This is a genomic window from Sphingobium psychrophilum (assembly GCF_012927105.1).
GTDB classification, from domain to species: domain Bacteria; phylum Pseudomonadota; class Alphaproteobacteria; order Sphingomonadales; family Sphingomonadaceae; genus Sphingobium; species Sphingobium psychrophilum.
The window spans coordinates 374433-389839 of record NZ_JABBFV010000001.1; the positions used below are offsets into that span (position 1 = coordinate 374433).

Consider the following 15407-nt stretch of genomic DNA (forward strand, 5'->3'; position numbering starts at 1 on the left):
CATCGGGACGTAACGCTTGGGCCATGGCGACGCTGCTCTTGCGTAACAGGTGGGTCATAGCGACGCGCCATTGACGCGACGCCCGAGCGACAGGTGCGCGGCGGGGCGGCGTTACGGCGGTGGTCATGCAGGGCGCGCGGGGGGGGGTGGTCCATCTTTCAGGATAGACCAGAGAAAATCCTACATTGGAAGGGGGTTGGGAAAGAGGTTTGGTTTCATGGTTGCAGGCTCGCTGCGCTCGCCACCCACCCCTGACCCCTCCCTTGAAAGGGAGGGGGATGTCTTGAGGCGACCATTTTTGCCGTTACGCCCGCATTGCCCCGATCCCGTTTGCCGACGTTAGACCGCGGTGCCAATGTGAGGCTACGGATTGAGGGAGAAGTGAGGCATGACAGCGAGTCCGGAGCAGTTGCATTCGGCATTTTCCTATTGCGTTGATTTCGCGAAGCACATGCTTGAAGATAGTGGGTCATTCCTGCCATTCGGAGCCGCGCTGAGCACTTCGGGCGATGTCAAAGCTGTTGCCGGATGGAACGGAGAAGAACACCCTGCACCCGCCGAGATATATCAACTTTTGTCGTCGGCTCTCAGAGATGAGGCTACCAACAAAACGATTGCCGGATCAGCGGTCGCCGTCGATGTAAACATTCCTGCTGCTTACGATCCACCCCTACCAGATGGCATTAGGGTCCGTCTCGAAGGTGATGGCTATTCTCGTTACATATACGTGCCATACGTGATTAAGATGTCTGGTCTTTTGCGGCGTAAGCGAGAGGTCAAGCTTGCGGAGCCGTTTTCAGTCGAGGTTCCAGCCGAAGTTTTTGCTGTGCGGTGACCGCTATCTGGTGCAGCGTCACAAAAGCTGACAGTCTCCTTCCCACCCATCCCAGACAACCGCAGCCTCACTCCTCGCCGAACTTGTCCTCGACCAGGGTGACGAGTTTGCCCAGCGAATCGGCGGCTTCGGGGCCGGTGGCCTTGATGGTGATGCTGTCGCCCATGGCGGCGCCCAGCATCATCAGGCCCATGATCGACGTGCCGGTGACATGGTTGCCATCCTTGCTGACGAGGATGTCGGAGGGGAGGCCGCTGGCCAGGGTCACGAATTTGGCGCTGGCGCGGGCGTGAAGGCCGCGTTTGTTACTGATCCTGACGTCCTGGCTGATTTCGTTCATGTGCTACTGCCCAACAATTCCGATGCGACGCTGATATATTTCTGCCCGGCTTCGCGCGCGGCCGCAACCGCAGCGCGCACGTCCATCACCTTGCGCGCGCTTTCCAGGCGAATGAGCATGGGCAGATTAATGCCGGCGATCACCTCTATCTCGCCCGCCTTGAGCAATGAGATGGCGAGGTTGGAGGGTGTGCCGCCGAACAGGTCGGTCAGCAGGATGACGCCCGATCCGTCCTGCACGCGGGCGACCGCCGTCGCGATGTCGGCGCGGCGCAATTCCATGTCGTCTTCCGGCCCGATGCAGATCGTTTCGATCTGCTGCTGCGGGCCGACCACATGTTCCATGGCCACGACAAATTCGGTCGCCAGCGACCCATGGGTGACGAGTACGAGTCCAATCATGTGCTTTTGCGGCCCACCTGCTTCATGATACTGCTTTCGGGCCTCCCGAACGGCGCTTCTCCAGACTATCCTGGGGCGTCGATTCAATATTGCGGTGCAAGACCGTGGGCGAAAAGCCCGCATCTTGCAAGTAGTTCGCGACGCGCTCTGCCACATGGACCGAACGATGCTTGCCCCCGGTGCAGCCGAAGGCGACGGTGATATAGGCTTTCCCGCCTTCCGAATAGCGGGGCAGCAGGGTGGCGAGCAGATCCTCGATCTTGCCGACCGCTTCCTCATAGGCGGGATCGGCCTGGATATAGGCGGCGACGTCCGGGTCTTGCCCGGTCTTGGGCCGAAGGTTGGCGTCCCAGTGCGGATTGCGCAGGAAGCGCATGTCGAACATCAGGTCGGCGTTGCGTGGTACGCCGCGAGAGAAGCCGAAGGAGAGGATTGTCAGGACCGGGTCCGACAGCCGTTCGCGCGAAAAGCGGCTGCGAATTTCCTGCTGTAGCGAGTTGCTGGTGAAGCCGGTGGTATCGATCACCTGGGTCGCCCAGCGGCGGAGCGGTTCGGTCAGTTCGCGTTCGCGCGCGATGCCGTCGGCGGCCGGGCGGTCGAGCGCGAGCGGATGACGGCGGCGGGTTTCGGCGAAGCGGCGCTCCAGTTCGGTGCCGGAGCAATCGAGGAACAGCGTTTCGATGTCGTGGCCGTGGCGTTCGCGCATCGCCTTGATCCGCTTAACGATGGCGTTGGCGTCGAAATCGCGGGTGCGCGCGTCAATGCCCAGCGCCAGAGGGCGCTCGTCCGCGCCGGCATGGCCCGCGGGCAGGGGGGTGTCGAGCAGCCGGTCGAGCAGGACGAGGGGAAGGTTGTCGACCACTTCCCAGCCCATATCCTCCAGCGTCTTGAGCGCGGTGGTCTTGCCCGCGCCCGACAGGCCGGAGAGCAGCAAGATGGTCTTGGGCGGGGTCATGGCGCAAGTCCGAGGGATTTCAGCGCCAGTTCGACCTTGATCGGGGCGGAGGCTTCGAACGGGGCGATCTTGATGACGGGCACGTCGATGCCCGCGACGGCGCGGAACAGCGGCTCAAGCGGCATACGATCGACGATGTCGAACAGGTCGGCGAGCAGGGCCACCGGCGCATCCTGCGACACGGGCATCGCGATAATGCCGAGGCCGCGTACCTCCATCTTGCCCCGGATCGTGTCGGGGGCGGTGGCGACCAGTCGCCCGTCGATGCGTTTGACCAGCGTGTAATCGTCACTGACGAGGATGCCGCCGCGGTCGATCAGGCGCAGGCCGAGGTCCGACTTGCCGCTGCCGCTGGGGCCGCACAGCAGCACGACACGGCCAGCAATGGCCACGCTCGTTGCATGCAGCGTTTCTGATGAAAGTGCGCGCGCCATATCCCCGACATCCTCTTAACCTGTGTTGGCCGTGATGGAAATGCCGTTGCGGCGGCCTTTCGTCCTATTCCGAAACGATGCCCGGATCGCGCTCCACCGCCATGGGCAGGCGCAGGATGAAACGGGCGCCGCTCTGCGCATCTTCCCGGTCCCCGATGCCGATCTTGCCCTGATGCCCTTCGATGATCGACCGGGCGATGGCGAGGCCCAGGCCCGAATGTTTGCCGAACGCCTCCCCCTCCGGCCGGACGCTGTGGAAACGGCGGAAAATATGTTCGCGTTCGGATGGCGGGACGCCCGGTCCTTCATCCTCGACGCTGACCAGCACTTCATGGTCGGCGACGGTGGCGATGATCTGAACCAGGCCGTCGTCAGGGGAGAAGGAGATGGCGTTGTCGATCAGATTGTCGAGCACGCGGATCAGCCGGCCTTCCTCGCCCAGCACCACCGCGACATCCTTGCGCGGGCGGGCAAAGGCGAGGCGGACGCCGCGCGGCACGCCGCGCGCTTCGCGGGCGATCACCATCCGTTCGATGAGGAGGCCAAGGTCGATCGGCTCGAATCGGGTGCGGGACAGTTCAGCGTCAACGCGCGAGGCTTCGGCAATGTCGGTGACGAGCCGGTCGAGCCGGCGCACATCATCCTGTGCGATCGCCATGAGTTGATCGCGCAGGTCGATCCGGTCCGCACCCACCCGATCGAGCGCATCGAGCGCGGAACGTAGCGAGGCGATCGGGTTTTTGAGTTCGTGGCTGACATCGGCGGCGAAGGCGTCGGTCGCGTCGATCCGCTGGCGCAGCGCAATGCTCATGTCCGACAGGGCGCGGGCGAGCATCCCGATCTCGTCGCGCCGTTCGGGCAGACGCGGCACGGTGACTTCGCGTGCGCGGCCCAGGCGGACACGCACGGCGGCGCGGGCGAGGCGCTGGAGCGGCTGGACGATGGTGCGGGCCAGGAACAGCGAGAGCAGGATCGAGGCGAGCGCCGCGACGCCCAGCACCATGCTGAAGCGTAGACGTTCTGCGCGCACGATACGGGTGATGTCGCGGGCATTTTCAGTCGCCAGCAGCGCCGTTCCGTCGCGCATCCCGACCGCTGCGGAGATCATGAAGGTGCGGTCGGGGGCGTAGCGGTTCATCGCATGTTGCTGCCCCGTCTTGCGCGCCAGCAGCAGTTCGGGCCAGGCATCGGCCCGATCGACCGCCGGTTCGATGAAGTCCGGCGGACGATCAGCCGACACGATCCGGTCGATCGCCTTGTCGAGGAAGCGGGCGACGTGGCGCTGCCATCCCTCCTCCGACGGCAGGCGCAGCCGATAGCGCGGCGCGTTCATCGCGAAACTGTCGGCGATCAGGCCGCCGCCCTTTGCATAGCGGCGCACCCGGTCGCCGGTCTGGCGCGCATAGGCGGCGATCAGCGCGTCGTGACGATCGGCCGGCGCGTTTTCAAGGCCGATGGCCAGCAGTTTGAGTTCGCGCGCGGACTGTTCCAGCCGGGCGTCGACGATGCGCGTGCGATAGCTGTCGAGATAGAAGAAGCCCCCCGCCAGCAGCGCCAGCGCGAAGACGTTGACGGCCAGGATACGCGGCGTGAGGCTGATCCGGCCGGACCAGCGCAAGCCGGTATCGCCGCCGTCATTCTTCCGAGAAACGATATCCGGCGCCATAGAGGGTGTCGATTGCATTGAAGTCGGAATCCACCTCGCGGAACTTGCGCCGCAGCCGCTTGATATGGCTGTCGATCGTGCGGTCGTCGACATAGACGTCGTCCTGATAGGCGGCGTCCATCAACTGATTACGGTTCTTGACCACGCCGGGGCGCTGCGCAAGGGTTTCCAGAATCAGAAATTCGGTGACGGTCAGGGTAACGTCCTGGCCGTTCCACTTCACCCGATGGCGCGCCGGGTCCATTTCCAGCCGGCCGCGAACGATGGGGTCGGCGACTGGCTGGTCGGGCGCGTCGGGTGTCTTGCTGACTTCGGCGCGGCGCAGGATGGCGCGGATGCGCGCCAGCAGCAGCCGCTGCGAAAATGGTTTGGCGATATAATCGTCCGCGCCCATGGCCAGGCCCAGCGCCTCGTCCAGTTCGTCCGCCTTCGACGTCAGGAAGATGACGGGCATCTGGCTTTTTTCGCGCAGGCGGCGCAGCAATTCCAGCCCGTCCATGCGGGGCATCTTGATATCGAACACGGCCAGGTCGGCCGGATTGTCGAGCAGCGCCTTCAACGCGCCTTCGGGGTCGGAATAGATGCGCGTCAGAAAACCTTCGGTCTGCAGCGCGATCGACACCGATGTCAGGATATTCTTGTCGTCATCCACCAGGGCGATGGTTGCGGTCATGCGGTGTCCCAGATGATCGTGAAAGGGGGATGGAAAGAGCGTTAGACCATGGGGGCCGGGCTCGCAAGGAAGGGGGACTGCGGTTTCACGAACATGAGTGATGAAATTCGGGACATATCGCTGCGCACGGGGATTTGACGCTTTCCGTGCAAAGCCCTATGCCTTTGATTGTCAGCAGCAAGGGACGCCGTGCCATATAAGCGGTGCCCAAGGGGCGGATCGGTCGCGAACATGATGAATGACGCGATACGAGCACAACATATTCAGGAGCAAAGGCGTGCAGGCCAAATCCTCAATCACCCTGGCAGACCAGGGCATCAAGACCAATGCCACCCAATTCTGGAATCTGGGCACGGCGCCGCTGGTCGAAGCAGCGGTGCGCAACGGCGAGGGCATATTGTCCAAGGATGGCCCTCTGGTCGTCAAGACCGGCAAGCATACCGGCCGCAGCGCCAAGGACAAGTTCATCGTCCGTGACGCCGAAACCGAATCGACCGTCTGGTGGGGCGACACCAATCGCGGCATGACGCCAGAGCACTTCGCCGCGTTGAAGGAGGATTTCTTCAAGGCGCTGGGCGAGAAGGACACGCTCTATGTCGCCGACCTCTTTGGCGGGTCGCAGCCCGAACATCGCGTCAATGTGCGGGTCGTCAACGAGCGCGCCTGGCACAATCTGTTCATCCGCACGCTGCTGGTGCGGCCCACGGCCGATGAACTGACGGGCTTTGCGCCCGAATATACGATCATCGATCTGCCCACGTTCAAGGCCGATCCGGCCCGTCACGGTTGCCGCAGCGAAACCGTGGTCGCGGTCAACTTCACCGAGAAACTGATCCTGATCGGCGGCACCGCCTATGCCGGTGAAATGAAGAAGTCGGTATTCGGCATCCTCAACTATCTGCTGCCGGTCAAGGGCGTGATGCCGATGCATTGTTCCGCCAATATCGGCGCGAACGGCGACACGGCGGTCTTCTTCGGCCTGTCGGGCACCGGCAAGACGACGCTCAGCGCCGATGCCAGCCGCACGCTGATCGGCGACGACGAGCATGGCTGGTCGGATACCGCCGTCTTCAATTTCGAGGGCGGTTGCTATGCCAAGATGATCAACCTGTCGGCCGAGGCCGAGCCGGAAATCTTTGCCACCACCAAGCGGTTCGGCACGGTGCTGGAAAATGTCGTGATCGACGAGGAGACTCGCGAGATCGATCTGGACGACAACAGCCTGGCTGAAAATAGCCGCGGTTCCTACCCGATCGACTTCATCCCGAACACGTCGGAAAAGAATCTGGGTCCGGTCCCGAAGAACATCATCTTCCTGACGGCGGATGCTTATGGCGTGCTGCCGCCGATCGCGCGGCTGACCCCGGAACAGGCGATGTATCACTTCCTGTCGGGCTATACCGCGCGCGTCGCGGGGACCGAGATTGGCGTTACCGAGCCGACCGCGACCTTCTCGACCTGCTTTGGCGCGCCCTTCATGCCGCGCCACCCCAGCATCTACGGCAATCTGCTGAAGGAACGGATCAACAAGGGCGGCGTCACCTGCTGGCTGGTCAACACCGGCTGGGCGGGCGGAAAGGCGACGATGCCGGGGATCAAGCGGATGCCGATCAAGGTGACCCGCGCGCTGCTGAACGCCGCGCTCGACGGCAGCCTGAACGAGGCAGAGTTCCGCACCGATCCGAATTTCGGCTTCGACGTGCCGGTGGCGGTCAATGGCGTGGAGCCGACCATCCTCGACCCGCGCGCCATGTGGGCCGACGGGCAAGCTTATGACGCGACCGCCGCGACGCTGGTGAAGGCGTTCGTGGACAATTTCGCGCAGTTTGTGGACCATGTCGACGATGGCGTGCGCGAAGCGGCGCTGGTCGCCGCCTGATTCCAGGCGACGGGTTAAAACAAAGAGCCGGGGGAGCGATCCTCTGGCTCTTTTGCTTTTGGTTAAGGGCGCAAGCTGCTATTCTGAACGCTCATCCTCATGCGGGAGTTGCGGGCATGTTCGAGAATCTGATTGGCAAAATGGGCGGGCTGGAAGCCATTGCGGCGCAGATCGGCGTGGCGCCCGAGCAGATGCAGGGCCTGATGAGCGAGATCAGCGCCAAGATCGGGTCCGGCGAAACCAGCGTGTCGGCGCTGGCCGAAACCGCCGCCGAACATGGCGTGTCGGCCGACAAGTTGCAGGAATTGCTGGCTACGTTCGGCGGGCCGGAAGCGATATTGGGCAAGCTGGGCGGCTTTTTCGACAAGGATGGCGACGGCAATCCGATGAACGAACTGGGCGGCATCGCCAAGGGCCTGTTCGGCTGAACGAGGCGGCGGCGGAGCGTGCGCGAAAACGCGCTCCCGCCGGTAGCAGGTTTATGGCTCCCAAGTTTTTTTGGTCTTGCCTTCGCACGGTGGACGGGCCATTCGCGGACTTCAATATTATTGCGAACGATCCGCAAGAAGCATCGCCCCGCTGCGATGCTGTGCGTAGTGCAAGGATAGACTGTTGACCGACGAGACGATCGAAAAGCCGGTTTTGGAACCCACCGGTGCGCTTTCCGTGGAAACCGTGCTGTCGGTGAAGCACTGGAACGAGCATCTGTTCAGCTTCCGCATCACGCGGCCGGCCAGCTTCCGTTTCCGGTCGGGCGAGTTTATCATGATCGGCCTGAAGGGCGATAACGGCAAGCCGCTGCTGCGCGCTTATTCGATCGCCAGCCCCGCCTGGGACGAGGAGATCGAGTTCCTGTCGATCAAGGTGCAGGACGGCCCGCTGACCAGCAAGCTCCAGAAGATCGAGCCGGGCGACCAGATTTATCTGGGCCGCAAGCCGACCGGGACTTTGGTGACCGATGCGCTGTTGCCGGGCAAGCGGTTGTTCATGCTGTCGACTGGTACGGGGCTGGCACCGTTCCTGAGCCTGCCGCGCGATCCGGACGTGTATGAATTTTACGAGCAGGTCGTGGTGGTTCACTCGGTGCGCCGGGTGAGCGACCTGGCGTTCCGCGACGAGATGGAAGCCAAGTGGAGCGAAGACCCGCTGGTGTCGGAACAGGCGCCGGGTCAGTTCCATTATGTGCCGACCGTGACCCGCGAGCCGTTTGACGGCCACACCGCGCGGATCGACAAGCTGGTCGAGAGCGGCGCGCTGTTCGAGGGGATTCCGGGGGCGGCGAAGTTCGACCCCGAAACCGACCGGATCATGATGTGCGGCAGCATGGAGATGATCAAGCAGTTCGGGGCGTGGTTCGAGGCGAACGGCTTTACCGAAGGGTCCAATGCGGCGCCGGGGCAGTTCGTGATCGAGCGGGCGTTCGTCGGGTAACGCAAGATTGAGTAGGTAAGGCCGGGGGAGCGATCCACCGGCCTTTCTTGTCCCAGCGAAGGCTGGGATCTCGTGCCTCTTGGTCGTACCCTATCGCCTAAGACCCCAGCCTTCGCTGGGGTGACGGATTTGTTTACGCGCCCTTCCGCTCCGCCACCCAGGCGTCGATGTTCTTGCCCAGCACAGTCATCGGCACGCCGCCGCCTTTGACCACCGCGTCGTTGAAGAGGCGGAAGTCGAACCTGTCGCCCAGCGCGGTTTTCGCCATGGCGCGCAGGCGGACGATTTCGCCGTGGCCGACCTTGTAGCCGCAGGCCTGGCCCGGCCAGGCGCAATAGCGATCGACTTCGCCCTGGACATCCTCGACGGTCGAGCCGTTGGTGGTGGCGAACCAGTGGATCGCCTTTTCGCGGGTCCAGCGCTTGGCGTGGAGGCCGGTGTCGACCACGAGGCGGCAGCAGCGATAGGCGATCGATTGGAGATAGCCCAGCCGCCCGGCGATATCGCCGTCATAGGCGCCCAGTTCCGCGCCCAGTTGCTCGGCATAGAGCGCCCAGCCCTCGCTATAGGCGTTGAAGGCGAGCATGGAGCGGATCAGCGGCAGTTTGTACGTATATTCGCCCTGCCAGATATGGCCGGGTATCCCCTCATGATAGCAGAGCGTCGGCAGGCTGTAGCGGGGCCAGATGCTGGTGTCGCGCAGGTTGATATAATAGTTGCCGGGAACTGAGCCGTCGATCGACCCGGCACCGGCATAGGCGCCGGGCGCGCCCGCTTCGATCTCCAGCGGCACGCGCTTGACGACGAGTTTTGCGGGGACCATGGTCGCGAAGGCGCGGGGGAGGCGGGTGCGAATGTCGGCGAGGCGGCCGTCGATGAAGGACAGGATCTGCGCCCGGCCGGCGTCGTTATTGGGGAACAGGTAGCGCGGGTCTTTGCCCATCGCGGTCATGCGTTCGCCGACCGTGCCTTTGGTCATGCCCAGGGTCTTGAGCAGCCCGTCCATTTCGGACTGGAGTGCGGCGAGCTGGTCCAGGCCGAGTTGGTGGACCTCGTCCGGCGCCATGGTGGTGGTGGTCCCGGCCTTGAGCGCCCAAGCATAATAGGCCTCGCCTTGCGGCAGTTTCCAGACGCCTGCGTCCATCGTCGCGGTGGCGCGCTGGCGGGTAAGTTCGGCGACTTGCGCGGCGAGGGCGGGGGCAACCCGATCATGGACGATGGCCTGCGCCTTGGCGGCGTAATCGCCGGGCATGTCCTTCGTGCGGCGGGCGAGCGAGGCGACCGGCACCCACTGGTCGAGGGGGAGGGCCTGCACGGCCTGCATCTGGCCCAGCGTTTTGTCGAGCAGGAAGGCGGGGGCGGTGACGCCGATGCCGGCGTCATGTTTCAGGCGTTCGGTTTCGCCGGAGAGGTTCGCGGCATAGGCGGACAGGCGGGCGAGATAGGCGTCGGCGTCCGCGCGATCCTTGACCACATGGTTGCTGTCGAGGAAATCGGGGGTTTCCACGAAGCTGCCGGTATTCTGGGCGACTGCATAGGGGCTGTTGCGGTAGGACCAGTTGCTGTTCATGATCGCCATGTCGCCGAAGGAGAAGGCGAAGCCTTCGGCCGCGGTTTCATGGGCGGTGCGCACCACTTCCACGTCGATGCGGGTGGCAGGCGAGAGCGGGGCGAGATCGATCCCGCGGAGCCGGGCGAGGCGGTCAGCCACATGGGCGGCGATCTGCGCCTGGCCGGCGGGCGTCTTGTTGCCGAGGCGGCTTTTGAGGGGCAAGCGCGCGCCGGTGTCGAGGCCAAGGCCGCTGGCGGTTTCCGGGGCGTCTGCCAGCATCGCTTCGGCCATGTCGGCGAGCAATGCCTGCGCCGCGGCGTCCGGGCCGGCGACGGCGGCGCGGGCGGTCCCAATGCTTCCAATGGCAAAGGCGGAAGCGCCGGCAGCGAGAAGATCGCGGCGGGTGGTCTGCATGAGGCGGGTATCTCCGGTGGCAATGTCGCCCTTAACTTCGCATATTTCCCGCCGATTTCGACATCTTATTTCCTACTGGCGACAGATTATGACAAGGGTGCCGACGGCGGGGCGTCTCCGACTTGCCCGCCGAGCGCCGCCAGCGCTGGACGGAGCGTCGCCCATTCAGAAGGCGTGAACGGCCCAAGATCGGCCAGCGCTCCGAGCATGTGCCGGGTGGCGATGCGGATGCGATGCGGCATGGCCGCGCGGGCGCCGCTGCGTTCCGATCCGAGCGCGCGCAGCGCCGCGAACAGCAGCCGGTGATTGGTTTCGATCCGTGTGCCGACAATCCGGCCGCGACGCACGATCGGTCGCTCCTCCTTGCCTCTGGCCAGGGCGACGGCGCGCGCGCGACTGTCGTCCAGGCCCATGTCGAGCGCCCAGTCCCAGGCGGCGGCGAAACTCTCCGCGCCCGGACGCTGTCGCAAATAATAGGCCGATCGCGGGGAGCAGCCGACGCTGCGGGCCGCCTGCGCGACCACGCCGCTGCGCGACAGCGCGGCGATGAAGGCGGTTTGGGCGTCCGGGGTCCAGCCGCGTGCGCGGCGGGCATGGGGGACCGGGGTGAAGTGGAGAGGGTCTGGCGTGCTCATGTCAAAATGGGTGGCATGAATCGCCATGTGTAGGACAGGGATATTTGATGCGTGGCGGGAGTCGGGGTTAACGGACCGCTGACGACCAAAGCCTCTCGACAAATGGGGTAATTGCATCGACGCTTTGCCCATGGATTTCATGAAGATCATCGAGTCCCTCGACGAGGCGCTGTATACGGTGATGGGGTGGCTGATCTTTTACCCCCTTACGCTGTGGCGGGCGCTGGTGCGGCCGTTGCACATGATGGCCTATGCCGATCGCGAAGTGTCGGACCGGCCCGACGAGCAATATGAGGACGCCATCCGTCCGCCGCTGTTCCTGTTCCTGACGCTGATGATATCTCACGGCATCGAGGTGGCCGTCGCCGGGCAAAATCCCCTGCTGGCGGATCGCCACGGGCTGGCGGCGCTGGTCGATTCGGATCTGGCGCTGCTGGCGCTGCGGCTGGTGTTGTTTAGCCTGTTCGCGCTGATGATGGCGGTGCGGTTGCTGCGCCGACAGGGCATCCGCCTGACCCACGCGAATTTGCGGCGTCCCTTTTACGGGCAATGTTTCACCACGGCGCCTTTCGCCTTGTTGATCGGTATCGGGACGCTGTCTCACAACCTGACAGCGGCCGCCTGGCGGGATGCGGGGCTGATCGTCCTGCTGGCCGCGCTGGCATGGTATCTGGCGGTGCAGTCGCTGTGGTTTTCGAAACGGCTGGGCATATCTCTCCTGGCTGGTTTCGGTCAGGCGCTGGTGGCGATGATGGTGGCGCTGGTCATGTTCTTCACCATTGGGGTGATGGTGGTTTGAGGCGATGTCGCGCCGATGAAACGGGATGCGCGCAGGAATGTTATCGCAAACAGAGGAGAAGGATGATGAAGACATCGGCCATGATTGTGATCGCCATGGCGGCTTTGACGAGCGGGGCGCAGGCGCAGACGCCCGGCGACATCAGCGACCTGGTTGGCGCGCGCGCGGCGGGGGCGGAAACGGCGATGCAATCGCGCGGTTACCGGTTCGTCAAGACGCAGACGGGCGATGATCGCAAATATGGCTATTGGTGGAACCCCCAGACCCGGCAATGCGTGACGGTCGCAACGATGGATGGGCGATACGCATCCATAACGTCCAGCCCGGCGCCCGATTGCGACCAGCGGGCGGGCGGCCATGACGATCGTGGCGCACACCGGATGGAGGATCGCGGCGGCTATCAGCAACCCTATCCCGCGCGCGAGGCGCCGAGCTATTCGGGCGCTGCGGGTGCCATGGGCGGGCCGCTGCGCGTGGGCGACTATGATGTCGACCTGGGGCTGGTCTGCTTTGGTGACGGCCAGCGTCCCGGCATGGCGACCACCTATGGCTGGTCGTGGAACAGCCGGCGCAATCGCTACGACTATGGCAACCGGACGGAAATGACGGCGCAGCAGTTCGACGCCTCGGTCATGATCCAGCTATGGCATGGCGGGGGCCGCATCAGCCTGCCCAAGAAGCTGGTCCCGCCGCTCAATTCGCGTGGCCATGACGGCTGGTGGGATCTGTACGATGTCGATGTGCAGCCGGACATGATCCATGCCAAATATCGGCTGAACGGGTTGAACAAGCCCAGCGTCACCATCGACCGGCGCAGCGGGCAGATCAGCATCCATGGCCTTGACCCCTATGCCTTTCGGGGATCGTGCGACCTGATCGACGGCAAGGATCATCGCCGCTTTTAGTGGAAGGCGGCGGTTAGAGACTCTCTACCAGCAGGACCGTGCCGTCGATACCGATGACACGGACCCGCGCGCCCATCGGCGTGTCCGGTCCGGTCGCGCTCCAGACGCTGTCGCCGACCTTCACCCGCCCTTCGCCCCCGACGATCGGTTCCGCCACGATCACGCTATGGCCGATCAGGCGGGCGGCGCGGTCGTTGAGCAGGGGGTCGGTGGAGGCGACCGGATTGTCCACATACCAGCGGCGGCCGGCATAGACCGCCGCGATGCTGAGGGCCGCGAACAGCAGGAACTGGAGCGGGAGGGCGATCGGCAAGGCGAGCGCGACGAGGCCGGTGATGGCGGCGGCGATCGATATCCAGATCAGGAAGACGCCGGGGATCATGACCTCCGCTATGCCCAGCAAGGCCGCGAAGACCAGCCAGCCCCAATGATCCTGGATGAGGGAGAGCCAGTGGGTCATGGGTGCTTCCCTTCCGTTCCCCGGCGAAGGCCGGGGTCCAGATCGACGGTCCGAACTGGGCCCCGGCCTGCGCCGGGGAACAGCTTATGGATGATGAGAATGGCCATCGCCGTCACCCCTGGCTCTGGCCGAAGGGGCTGCGCCTGGGCGGGGCGGGCGGGGTCGGCGTGGGGGTGTCGTCGTCGCCCAAGGCTGCCTTCGCCAGCGCACCGATGCCGCCCAGCGTGCCGATCAATTGCGTCGCCTCCACCGGGAAGAGGATGGTCTTGGCGTTGGGGCTGGTGGCGAACTGGCTGACTGCTTCGACATATTTCTGGGCGATGAAATAGTTGAGTGCCTGCGGGTTGCCCGCGCTGATCGCGTCGGAGACCATCTGGGTGGCTTTCGCTTCGGCCTCCGCCTCGCGCTCGCGGGCTTCGGCGTCGCGGAAGGCGGCTTCGCGGCGGCCTTCGGCTTGCAGGATCTGGCCCTGCTTCTCGCCCTCGGCGCGCAGGATTTCGGCGGCGCGGGCGCCTTCTGCATCCAGAATGTTGGCGCGCTTTTCGCGCTCCGCCTTCATCTGGCGGCCCATGGCGTTGACGATGTCGGCGGGCGGGCGGATGTCCTTCAGCTCGACGCGGGTGATCTTGATGCCCCAGGCGTTGGTCGCATGATCGACCACCGACAGCAGGCGGGCGTTGATCTCGTCGCGCTTGGACAGGGTTTCGTCGAGGTCCAGAGAGCCCATGACGGTGCGCAGGTTGGTGGTGGCCAGCTGCATGATGGCGACATAGAGTTCGGACACTTCATAGGCGGCCTTGGCCGGGTCGAGCACCTGGAAGAAGACGACGCCGTCGACCGACACCATGGCGTTATCCTTGGTGATGATTTCCTGCCCCGGAATGTCGACGACCTGTTCCATCATGTTGATCTTGCGACCGACGGCGTAGAAGAAGGCGGGGTAGAAATTGAGGCCGGGTTTGGCGACTTCGGTGAAGCGGCCGAAGCGTTCGATCGTATATTGATAGCCCTGCCGCACCACCTTCACGCTGACGGCGAGGTAGAAGAGCACGAGGCCCGTGAGCGTCAGTGCGAAGGTCGTCAGCATCATCTTCTCCCGAAACAGGGTTGGACTATGCGCCTGTTTCGTTAACGGGGGAAGGCAAACCGAGGAGAGATACGATGTTGCTGCGTCATGCCCGTTCCCTGCTGTTCCTGCCCGCGTCCAATGCGCGCGCCATCGCCAAGGCGCGGACATTGCCGTGCGACATGGTGATATTGGACCTGGAGGATGCGGTGCCGGACGACGCCAAGGAGGATGCGCGGGCCGGCGCGGTCGCGGCGCTGGGCGAGGGCTTTGGCGGGCGGATCGGTGCGGTGCGGATCAATGTCGCGGGGACGCCATGGCACGGGGCGGAGATGGTGGCGGTCAAGGCGTCGGCCGCGGACTATGTGGTGCTGCCCAAGGTGGAGACGGGGCGGCAGGTGAAGGACGTGTACAGCGTTTGCCAAAAGCCAGTGATCGCGATGATCGAAAGCGCGCGCGGCGTGCTGGCGGCGGTGGAGATCGCCGCGGCGGAAGGGTGCGCCGGGCTGTTTATGGGCAATAACGACCTGCGCCGCGACCTGGGCATCCCGGCAGGCGCGGGGCGCGAGGGGCTGAGCCATGCGCTGCAGGCGGTGGTGCTGGCGGCGCGGGCGGCGGGGATCGCGGTGTTCGACGGGGTGTATAACCGACTGGACGATCTGGGCGCGCTGGAGGCGGAATGCGTGGCCGGCCATGCGTTGGGCTTCGACGGCAAGACGCTGATCCACCCCGCCCAGGTGCCGGTGGCGAACGCCGTATTCGGGCCGGACGCGCAGGCGCTGGCCGACGCGAGGCGGCTGATCGAGGCGGCGACCGGCGGGGCGGAACGCTATGAGGGGCGGATGATCGAGACGATGCATGTCGAGGAAGCGCGGGCGCTGGTGGCGCGGGGGCAAGCGGTGGGGCTGTAGGGCGCGGCCCATACGGCCATTTGCCGCATCAGGATAAGGGAACGGCCGCCG

General features: G+C 64.5%; 17 protein-coding genes. 7 read left to right on the top strand and 10 right to left on the bottom strand.

Annotation, left to right across the window (positions count from 1 at the left end; translation table 11 throughout):
• Positions 1–388: 388 nt before the first annotated feature.
• Positions 389–835: a hypothetical protein gene (locus HHL08_RS01940; protein ID WP_169570782.1), complete on the top strand. Its 447-nt coding sequence runs from the start codon at positions 389–391 to the stop codon at positions 833–835.
• A 67-nt stretch (positions 836–902) separates the two neighbouring features.
• Here the strand turns inward: HHL08_RS01940 and HHL08_RS01945 are convergent, their stop codons facing one another.
• The 6 genes from HHL08_RS01945 to HHL08_RS01970 form a co-directional block, all read right to left on the bottom strand.
• Positions 903–1175, bottom strand: a complete 273-nt coding sequence (locus HHL08_RS01945) for an HPr family phosphocarrier protein (RefSeq protein ID WP_169570783.1) — start codon at positions 1173–1175, stop codon at positions 903–905.
• Complete coding sequence (locus HHL08_RS01950) at positions 1172–1576, bottom strand: PTS sugar transporter subunit IIA (protein WP_169570784.1); 405 nt, start codon at positions 1574–1576, stop codon at positions 1172–1174. The genes HHL08_RS01945 and HHL08_RS01950 overlap by 4 nt, the downstream gene beginning before the upstream one ends.
• 22 nt (positions 1577–1598) lie before the next feature.
• Entirely contained in the window at positions 1599–2531 is a 933-nt protein-coding gene (gene rapZ / locus HHL08_RS01955; protein ID WP_169570785.1) for an RNase adapter RapZ, read from the bottom strand.
• Entirely contained in the window at positions 2528–2965 is a 438-nt protein-coding gene (locus HHL08_RS01960; protein ID WP_169570786.1) for an HPr kinase/phosphorylase, read from the bottom strand. The genes rapZ and HHL08_RS01960 overlap by 4 nt, the downstream gene beginning before the upstream one ends.
• A gap of 64 nt (positions 2966–3029) precedes the next feature.
• Positions 3030–4631 (bottom strand): sensor histidine kinase, encoded by a 1602-nt coding sequence (locus HHL08_RS01965; RefSeq protein ID WP_169570787.1) that lies wholly within the window; start codon positions 4629–4631, stop codon positions 3030–3032.
• The gene (locus HHL08_RS01970) at positions 4600–5304 is read right to left on the bottom strand and encodes a response regulator transcription factor (protein ID WP_169570788.1); all 705 of its coding nucleotides are present in this window, start codon (positions 5302–5304) and stop codon (positions 4600–4602) included. The genes HHL08_RS01965 and HHL08_RS01970 overlap by 32 nt, the downstream gene beginning before the upstream one ends.
• Before the next feature lie 277 nt (positions 5305–5581).
• Between HHL08_RS01970 and HHL08_RS01975 the strand changes: the two genes are divergently transcribed.
• From HHL08_RS01975 to HHL08_RS01985, 3 genes are all read left to right on the top strand, one after another.
• Positions 5582–7183, top strand: a complete 1602-nt coding sequence (locus HHL08_RS01975) for a phosphoenolpyruvate carboxykinase (protein WP_169570789.1) — start codon at positions 5582–5584, stop codon at positions 7181–7183.
• 116 nt (positions 7184–7299) lie between these two features.
• Positions 7300–7611 (top strand): hypothetical protein, encoded by a 312-nt coding sequence (locus tag HHL08_RS01980; protein ID WP_169570790.1) that lies wholly within the window; start codon positions 7300–7302, stop codon positions 7609–7611.
• 184 nt (positions 7612–7795) lie between these two features.
• Positions 7796–8614: a ferredoxin--NADP reductase gene (locus HHL08_RS01985; RefSeq protein ID WP_169570791.1), complete on the top strand. Its 819-nt coding sequence runs from the start codon at positions 7796–7798 to the stop codon at positions 8612–8614.
• Positions 8615–8747: 133 nt separating this feature from the next.
• On the opposite strand, the gene HHL08_RS01990 is transcribed toward HHL08_RS01985, so the two are convergent.
• Together HHL08_RS01990 and HHL08_RS01995 are read right to left on the bottom strand one after the other, a co-directional pair.
• Entirely contained in the window at positions 8748–10580 is a 1833-nt protein-coding gene (locus HHL08_RS01990) for a DUF885 domain-containing protein (protein WP_169570792.1), read from the bottom strand.
• 86 nt (positions 10581–10666) lie between these two features.
• A complete protein-coding gene (locus HHL08_RS01995; protein ID WP_235954626.1) occupies positions 10667–11215 on the bottom strand; it encodes a hypothetical protein in 549 nt (182 codons plus the stop codon).
• 130 nt (positions 11216–11345) lie between these two features.
• Here HHL08_RS01995 and HHL08_RS02000 point away from each other — a divergent pair, with 130 nt between their 5' ends.
• On the top strand, positions 11346–12014 hold the full coding sequence (locus tag HHL08_RS02000; RefSeq protein ID WP_169570793.1) for a hypothetical protein: 669 nt from the start codon (positions 11346–11348) through the stop codon (positions 12012–12014).
• Positions 12015–12076: 62 nt separating this feature from the next.
• Positions 12077–12919 (top strand): hypothetical protein, encoded by an 843-nt coding sequence (locus tag HHL08_RS02005; RefSeq protein ID WP_235954628.1) that lies wholly within the window; start codon positions 12077–12079, stop codon positions 12917–12919.
• A gap of 13 nt (positions 12920–12932) precedes the next feature.
• Here the strand turns inward: HHL08_RS02005 and HHL08_RS02010 are convergent, their stop codons facing one another.
• Both HHL08_RS02010 and HHL08_RS02015 read right to left on the bottom strand, forming a co-directional pair.
• A complete protein-coding gene (locus tag HHL08_RS02010) occupies positions 12933–13379 on the bottom strand; it encodes an NfeD family protein (protein ID WP_169570794.1) in 447 nt (148 codons plus the stop codon).
• Positions 13380–13491: 112 nt separating this feature from the next.
• On the bottom strand, positions 13492–14466 hold the full coding sequence (locus HHL08_RS02015; protein WP_169571091.1) for an SPFH domain-containing protein: 975 nt from the start codon (positions 14464–14466) through the stop codon (positions 13492–13494).
• 74 nt (positions 14467–14540) lie between these two features.
• Here HHL08_RS02015 and HHL08_RS02020 point away from each other — a divergent pair, with 74 nt between their 5' ends.
• Complete coding sequence (locus HHL08_RS02020; RefSeq protein WP_169570795.1) at positions 14541–15356, top strand: HpcH/HpaI aldolase/citrate lyase family protein; 816 nt, start codon at positions 14541–14543, stop codon at positions 15354–15356.
• Positions 15357–15407 lie beyond the last annotated feature (51 nt).